Here is a 381-nt window from a genome sequence, read left to right as displayed (position 1 = left end):
TCGCCCGCCAGGCCCTTCCGCCCGACCCGGTCCGCGTACCCACCCTCCAGCGCACGCTCGCCGCCGCCGTCGACCTCCACCGCTGCCTGCACCGCAACGCCCTCGAACTGCGCCGCGAGGCCGCCCAAGCGCTCGCCGCCACCCCCTACGCCCTGCTTACCAGCGTGCCGGGCATCGGCTTCGTGCTCGCCGCCGGCCTCGCCGGCGAACTCGGCCTGCCCGACCCGCGCCGCACGCTCGACCAGACCTGCGGCTACGCCGGCATCGTCCCGCGCACCTACCAGACCGGCGGCCCCGACAAGCCCGCCGTCCAGGGAAAGGTCGGCCCGCGCTGCAACCGCATCCTCAAGGACTGGACCGTGCAGAGCGCCATGAAGCTCC

General features: G+C 75.1%; 1 protein-coding gene. It reads left to right on the top strand.

All coding sequences use genetic code 11. The features are described from left to right. Nucleotides 1-381: transposase (locus ACG2LG_RS24280; protein WP_396263500.1), on the top strand; the 381-nt coding region annotated here is incomplete at both ends.

This window comes from Haloferula sp. A504 (assembly GCF_044385805.1).
Lineage (GTDB): Bacteria > Verrucomicrobiota > Verrucomicrobiia > Verrucomicrobiales > Akkermansiaceae > Haloferula.
This window is presented reverse-complemented; position numbering and strand designations above follow the sequence as displayed.